5 protein-coding genes are annotated in these 6,382 nt (G+C 72.3%); 2 read left to right on the top strand and 3 right to left on the bottom strand.

What is annotated here, in order from left to right; translation table 11 throughout:
* Window positions 1-41 precede the first annotated feature (41 nt).
* A complete protein-coding gene (locus tag ACIRQF_RS28350) occupies window positions 42-1,361 on the bottom strand; it encodes an aminotransferase class I/II-fold pyridoxal phosphate-dependent enzyme (protein ID WP_404096081.1) in 1,320 nt (439 codons plus the stop codon).
* Window positions 1,362-1,408: 47 nt separating this feature from the next.
* Between ACIRQF_RS28350 and ACIRQF_RS28355 the strand changes: the two genes are divergently transcribed.
* Window positions 1,409-2,692, top strand: a complete 1,284-nt coding sequence (locus ACIRQF_RS28355; RefSeq protein ID WP_404096084.1) for an MFS transporter — start codon at window positions 1,409-1,411, stop codon at window positions 2,690-2,692.
* A gap of 22 nt (window positions 2,693-2,714) precedes the next feature.
* Entirely contained in the window at window positions 2,715-3,647 is a 933-nt protein-coding gene (locus tag ACIRQF_RS28360; protein WP_404096086.1) for a hypothetical protein, read from the top strand.
* A 78-nt stretch (window positions 3,648-3,725) separates the two neighbouring features.
* On the opposite strand, the gene ptsP is transcribed toward ACIRQF_RS28360, so the two are convergent.
* Both ptsP and ACIRQF_RS28370 read right to left on the bottom strand, forming a co-directional pair.
* Complete coding sequence (gene ptsP / locus ACIRQF_RS28365) at window positions 3,726-5,396, bottom strand: phosphoenolpyruvate--protein phosphotransferase (protein ID WP_382487370.1); 1,671 nt, start codon at window positions 5,394-5,396, stop codon at window positions 3,726-3,728.
* Between the two features lie 83 nt (window positions 5,397-5,479).
* Window positions 5,480-5,929 (bottom strand): PTS glucose transporter subunit IIA, encoded by a 450-nt coding sequence (locus ACIRQF_RS28370; protein ID WP_376638160.1) that lies wholly within the window; start codon window positions 5,927-5,929, stop codon window positions 5,480-5,482.
* Window positions 5,930-6,382: the final 453 nt, after the last annotated feature.

Consider the following 6,382-nt stretch of genomic DNA (forward strand, 5'->3'; position numbering starts at 1 on the left):
AGGGCCCCGCGGCGCGCGCCGCGGGGCCCTTCTCCCTCCCCTCATCCTCCGTACGTGGCCTGCGCGTCGCCGAGCACCGCCGCGAAGTCCGCCGCCAGCCGCCCGGCCTCCGCCGGGACGAGCGTCGACGTCGTGATCCGTACGGCCGTCGGCGCGGCGATCCGGAACCGCGCCCCGGCCGCGACCCACCAGCCCAGTGTCCGCAGTCCGTTCACCACCGCCGACTCGTCGCGCACCGGCACCCACACGTTGAGCCCGCTCTCCCCGAGGCAGCGGATGCCGTACGAGCCGAGGGCGGCGGTCAGCGCCTGCCGCCGCTGCGCGTACGCGACCTCGCCGGCGGCCACGAGCCGGGTGACCGCGGGATCGGAGAGCAGGCCGACGACCGTCTCCTGCAGGATGTGGCTGACCCACCCGGACGTCATCACCATGCGCCCGTCGTGCCGCGCCAGGGTCACCGGATCGCCGGCGACCGCGGCCCACCTCAGGTCGACCCCCAGCCGCTTGGAGACCGTCCGCACCTGCGCCCAGCGGTCCAGACCCACCGCGCTGAGCGTGGGCGCGACCGCGCCCGTGAACTCCACGTTGTAGTCGTCCTCGACGACCAGGACCTCGGGGAACTCCCGCAGCAGTCCCACCAGCTCGTCGCGCCGGGCGGGGGAGAAGGACGCGCCGGTGGGGCACTGGGCCCGCGGGGTGCAGACCACCGCACGCACCCCGGTCCGCAGCGCCGTCCGCAGCGACTCGGGGACGATCCCCTCGCGGTCCACCGTCACCGGCACCATGCGCAGCCCCAAGGCCGGTACGAGGTCCAGGAGATGGTGGAATCCGGGGTCCTCCACGGCGACGGCGTCCCCGGGCCGCAGCTCGACGGAGAGCAGCCGGGCGATGCAGTCGAGCGCCCCGTGCGCGAACGTCACCCGCTCCGCCGGTACGCCGTCCCTGGCGAACCAGGCACGCGTCAGCTCCTCGAGCGCCACGAGTCGGGGGGCGGCACGGTGCGAGCCGTACACCGGGCGCACCTCGGCGGGGGGCCGGAGCACCGGCAGGAAGGCGGGGTCAGGAAGGCCGGTGGCCAGGTCGACCACCCCCGGCGGTACTCGCGGCGGGCGCCGGGAGGCCACCGAAGGGGCCTCCGCCACCACGGTGCCGCCCCGGCCCCGCGTGACCACCAGCCCGCGCTGCCGCAGTTCCTTGTACGCCGTCGCGACGGTCCCGGGACTGACGCCGAGCTCGTCGGCGAGCCGCCGTACGGGAGGCAGCGCGTCGCCCGGAGCGAGCTCGCCCTCGGTGACGCCGCGCTCGACGGACGCGGCGATCCCCTTGGCCGTCGCCCCACTGATCGAATATTGTGTTGCCACGTACTGAATTATGTATCAATACAAAACTCGCGTCAAGGGGGAACCGAGTGAGCCGCACCGACTCATGGCACCGCACCGCTCTCGACCGCATACCCGGCGGCCGTGACGGCCGCCGCATGCTCCTCGTGAGCATCATCGACAAGACCGGGACCGGCCTCTGGGCCGGCTGCACCGCTCTCTACTTCACCTACGTCTCCGGACTCGGCCTCGGCCAGGTCGGCCTCCTCATGACCGTCTCCGGCGGCGTCGGCATCGCCGGCGCCCCCCTCGCCGGCCGCCTCGCCGACCGCTTCCCCCTCGTCCGCGTCATCGTCGGCGCCCAACTCATGCGCGGCGCCGCCCTCCTCGCCCTCCTCACCACCGACCACTTCCTCCTCCTCACCCTCTACTCCGCCCTCGGCGCCCTCCCCGACCGCGCCGGCAGCGTCCTCATCAAGCTCTACGCCGCCCGCCTCGCCGGCCCCGACCGCGTCCGCTACCAGGCCATCCAGCGCACCACCGTCAACATCGGCTGGTCCATCGGCGGCCTCGGCGCCGCCGCCGCACTCGCCACCGGCAGCACCCGCGCCTACGGCCTCCTCCTCGTCGGCAACGTCGTCACCTACCTCGTCATCGCCGCCCTCACCCTCCGCTGCGCCGAACCCCCCGCCCCCTCCCGCGTCGCCGCCACCGCGGCCGACGCCCCCAAGGCCCGGCCCGCCAACCCCTGGCGCGACCGCACCTTCCTCGCCTACACCGCCACCGAGGCCGCCCTCTTCCTCGACGACACGATCCTCCAGGTCGCCGTCCCCCTCTGGATCGTCCACGCCACCGCCGCACCCGTCGGCCTCGCCCCGCTGCTCCTGGTCCTCAACACCGTCCTGGTCGTCCTCTTCCAGGTCCCCCTCTCCCGCTACGGCGCCACCACCCGGGCCGCCCGCCGCCTGCTCGTCCCGCTCGCCGGGCTCTTCGTCATCGGCACCCTCGGCCTCGCCGCCTCCGCGGCCGGCGGACGCACCCTCGCCATCAGCGCCCTCGTCGTCGCCGTCATCGCCCTCACCTTCGCCGAGATCATCCACGCCACCGCCTCCTGGGAACTCTCCGTCGCCCTCGCCCCCGCGGAGGCCCAGGGCGCCTACCTCGGCGTCCACGGACTCGCCCAGTCCACCCAGCGCTTCGCCGGACCCCTCCTCGTCACCGGCGTCATGACCGTCGGCCCCCTCGCCTGGCCCGTCCTCGGCCTCGCCCTCGTCGCCGCCGGCGCCGCCCAGTACCGCGTGACCCGCGACCGCGTGATCGAACCGGCCCCGTCGTCACTGTCAGTCCCCGCGGTTACGGTGAGTGAGCACTGATCGACAGCGCTCAGGGGGAGACATGAACACGCACCACACCACCGCCACACTGCGCCGCGCCCTGCGCCGCGAAGTGGCCGAGACCGTCGCCCTCCTCGCCGACGAGGAGGACTTCACCACCATGCGGCAGTACGCGACCTTCGCCTTCGACGACCACGGGCACTATCTGCACCACGTCGAAGAACTCCTGAAGACCCTCGCCGCCGACGGCGGCCACACCACCGTCGCCCTCTTCGACCCCGAGGAGTACGCCGACTACTGCGCCGACACCGGAATCGACCCCGACCACCCCACGAGCCGCAGCCGCTACACCGCCGAACGCGCCGCCACCGGCGCCCGCGTCCTCTACAACGGCCAACCCCTCACCACACTCGTCCCCACCCTCGTCGACACCGCCGCCCGCCGCGCCACCTGGGAGTACGCCACCCTGCTCCTCGCCGACGCCGGGACCTGCGCGGACTGCGGCCAGGACATCGGCCGCGCCTCCTTCGACCACGCCTCCCAGCTCCTCTTCCGCCTCCTCGACGCCGCAGGAGCCGGCACCCACCACCTCGTCTGCAGCATCCCCGCCGAGGACGAACAGCTCCTCGCCACCCTCCACACCGTCCGCGCCACCCTCCACACCGTCCGCGCCACCCTCCACACCGTCCGCGACACCACAGGACCCGCACGGCTCGACAGCTCCCAGGGCGCCGAATTCGTCACCGTCCTCGCCGCCGGACTCGCCCTCGACACCCCCGGCGGCGTCGTCCTGCGCACCACCACCCCCGGCGCCCCCGACCGCCTCCACGGCTGGCGCCTCCGCGGCGGACACCTCCACCCCCTCACCGAGGCCGAGGTCTTCGACGCCTACTGCACCGACGCCCTCACCGGCGAACCCATCGCCCCCGAACCCCACGTCGACTACCGCGCCGGCTTCCCCCTCGCACCCCCCGACACCACCCACCCCCACTGACGCCGAAGGGGCTCCCCGCCACACGGGCGGGAAGCCCCTTCGAACAGAACCACGGCAGCCCCGGCCGCCGACCGGGAATCACTCCCCGGACAGCACCGCCTGCGCCGCCATGCGCGCGTCGTGCGCGGTGTCCGCGGCACGCGCCGCGGCAGCCGCACGCTCGCACTGCGCCAGCGTGTACTTGGCCAGCGTCGCCCGCACATACGGAATCGACGCCGCACCCATCGACAGGGAGGTCACGCCCAGACCCGCCAGCACACAGGCCAGCAGCGGATCCGACGCGGCCTCACCACAGACACCACAGCTCTTGCCCTCGGCCTTGGCCGCCTCGGCGGACAGCGCCACCAGGTCGAGCAGCGCCGGCTGCCACGGATCCTGCAGCCGCGACACCGCACCCACCTGACGGTCGGCGGCGAACGTGTACTGCGCCAGGTCGTTCGTGCCCAGCGACAGGAACTCGACCTCCTGGAGGATCGAACGCGCCCGGAGCGCGGCGGACGGAATCTCCACCATCGCGCCGAACTTCGCCCGCAGCCCCGCCTCACGGCACGCGTCGGCGAAGGCCTTCGCATCCGTACGGTCGGCCACCATCGGCGCCATGACCTCCAGGTACACCGGCAGACCCTCGGCGGCCTTCGCCAGTGCCGACAGCTGCGTGCGCAGCACCTCCGGGTGGTCGAGCAGCGTCCGCAGACCCCGCACGCCCAGCGCCGGGTTCGGCTCGTCCGCCGGCGTCAGGAAGTCCAGCGGCTTGTCGGCGCCCGCGTCCAGCACCCGCACGACCACACGGCCCTCGGGGAATGCCTCCAGCACCTTGCGGTACGCCTCGAACTGCTTCTCCTCGGACGGCGCCTGCTTGCTGTCGTCCAGGAACAGGAACTCCGTACGGAACAGACCCACGCCCTCGGCACCGGCCTCGACCGCCGCCGGAACGTCCGCGGGACCGCCCACGTTCGCCAGCAGCGGCACCTTGTGCCCGTCCGAGGTCGCCCCGGGACCGCTGGAAGCGGACAGCGCCGCCTTCCGCTGCTCGGCGGCCTTGGTCAGCGCCTCCCGCTTCTCCTCGCTCGGTTCCACGAAGATCTCGCCCGTGGAACCGTCCACCGCGATGACCGTGCCCTCGGCCAGCTCGCCCGCACCCGGCAGCGCGACCACGGCCGGCACCCCCAGCGCCCGCGCGAGGATCGCGCTGTGACTGGTCGGGCCGCCCTCCTCGGTCACGAAACCGAGCACCAGCGTCGGGTCGAGCAGCGCCGTGTCGGCGGGCGCCAGGTCCCGCGCGATCAGCACGTACGGCTCGTCGCTGTCCGGAACACCCGGCATCGGCACACCGAGCAGCCGCGCCACGATCCGGTTCCGCACGTCGTCAAGGTCGGCCACCCGGCCCGCCATGTACTCACCGGCACCCGCGAGCAGCTCCCGGTAGTGCGAGAACGCGTCGTAGACGGCCCGCTCCGCCGTGCTGCCCACCGCGATCCGGCGGTCCACGTCGGCGGCCAGCTCGGGGTCCTGCGCGATCAGCGCCTGGGCCTCCAGCACCGCCTGCGCCTCGCCACCGGCCAGGTTGCCCCGGGCGATAAGGTCCGCGGCCACGGCCTCCACGGCCTGGCGGGCGCGCCCCTGTTCGCGCTCCGCCTCATCGGCCGCGATCTGCTTCGCCGGCGGTTCGAGGACCGCCGTGCCCATGTGCCGGACCTCGCCGATCGCCACCCCGTGGCTGACCCCGACGCCTCGCAGCGTTGTCTCCATCTCACCCGTCTCCGGTAGAGCGGCGGCCGGAACCGCCGCGATGAATGTCGTACTCGTGCCCGTCATCAAGGACGGGCCGGCGGTCAGCTCCAGGAGAAGAGCGCGTCGCCGGCCTTGACGTCCTGGGCGTCGAGGACATCGGAGAGGGAGTCTGCGGTGGCCTCGAGCGCCACGATCGGACAGACAGGGGACTTGCCGGCCGCTTCGACCTCGGCAGGGTTCCAGCGCACGACGGCCTGTCCGCGCGTCACGGTGTCGCCCTTGTTCACGAGGAGCTCGAAGCCCTGACCGTTGAGCTGCACGGTGTCGATCCCGAGGTGGGTCAGCACACCGTGACCCTCGTCGTCGACGACGACGAAAGCGTGGGGGTGGAGAGAGACGACGACGCCGTCAACGGGCGAGACGGCCTCGGAGGGCTCACGCACGGGGTCGATGGCGGTGCCGGGACCGACCATCGCGCCGGAGAAGACGGGGTCGGGTACAGCAGCGAGACCGATGGCGCGTCCAGCGAGTGGCGACGTCACGGTTGTCATGGGAGGCCTCCCAGGGGCGGAGATTGTGTGGCGCCGTCACTACCTGTCCTGGACGGCGTACTGTTCAGAAGCCTATGTCATAGGAAGTCCCGGTTCCGCCCGAGACGTACCAGTTGGGCGGACCTAGGGACTACCGGAAACGATTTGCCTCAGGTGACGTAGGGATGTACTGTCGTACTCCTGCCTGACCCCAACGCGACATTGAGTCGTGGGTCGGCAGCACCTATCAAGCCAGATACTAACCCCAGTGGTCTACACCTCTGCGTGCTTGCATCGCGGAGAGCGTGGTCGGGGGGAGTGAGAAAGCCTGGTAGTGTTTGACCCCGCCGAAGGGCCCGAAAGGCGAAAGCCAAGAATTCGGGACCGGAAAGCACCGAGGAAATCGGATCGGAAAGATCTGATAGAGTCGGAAACGAAGGAAGCGCCCGGAGGAAAGCCCGCGAGGGTGAGTAC

The sequence above is a fragment of the Streptomyces sp. NPDC101191 genome, from assembly GCF_044767915.1.
Taxonomy (GTDB): Bacteria; Actinomycetota; Actinomycetes; order Streptomycetales; family Streptomycetaceae; genus Streptomyces.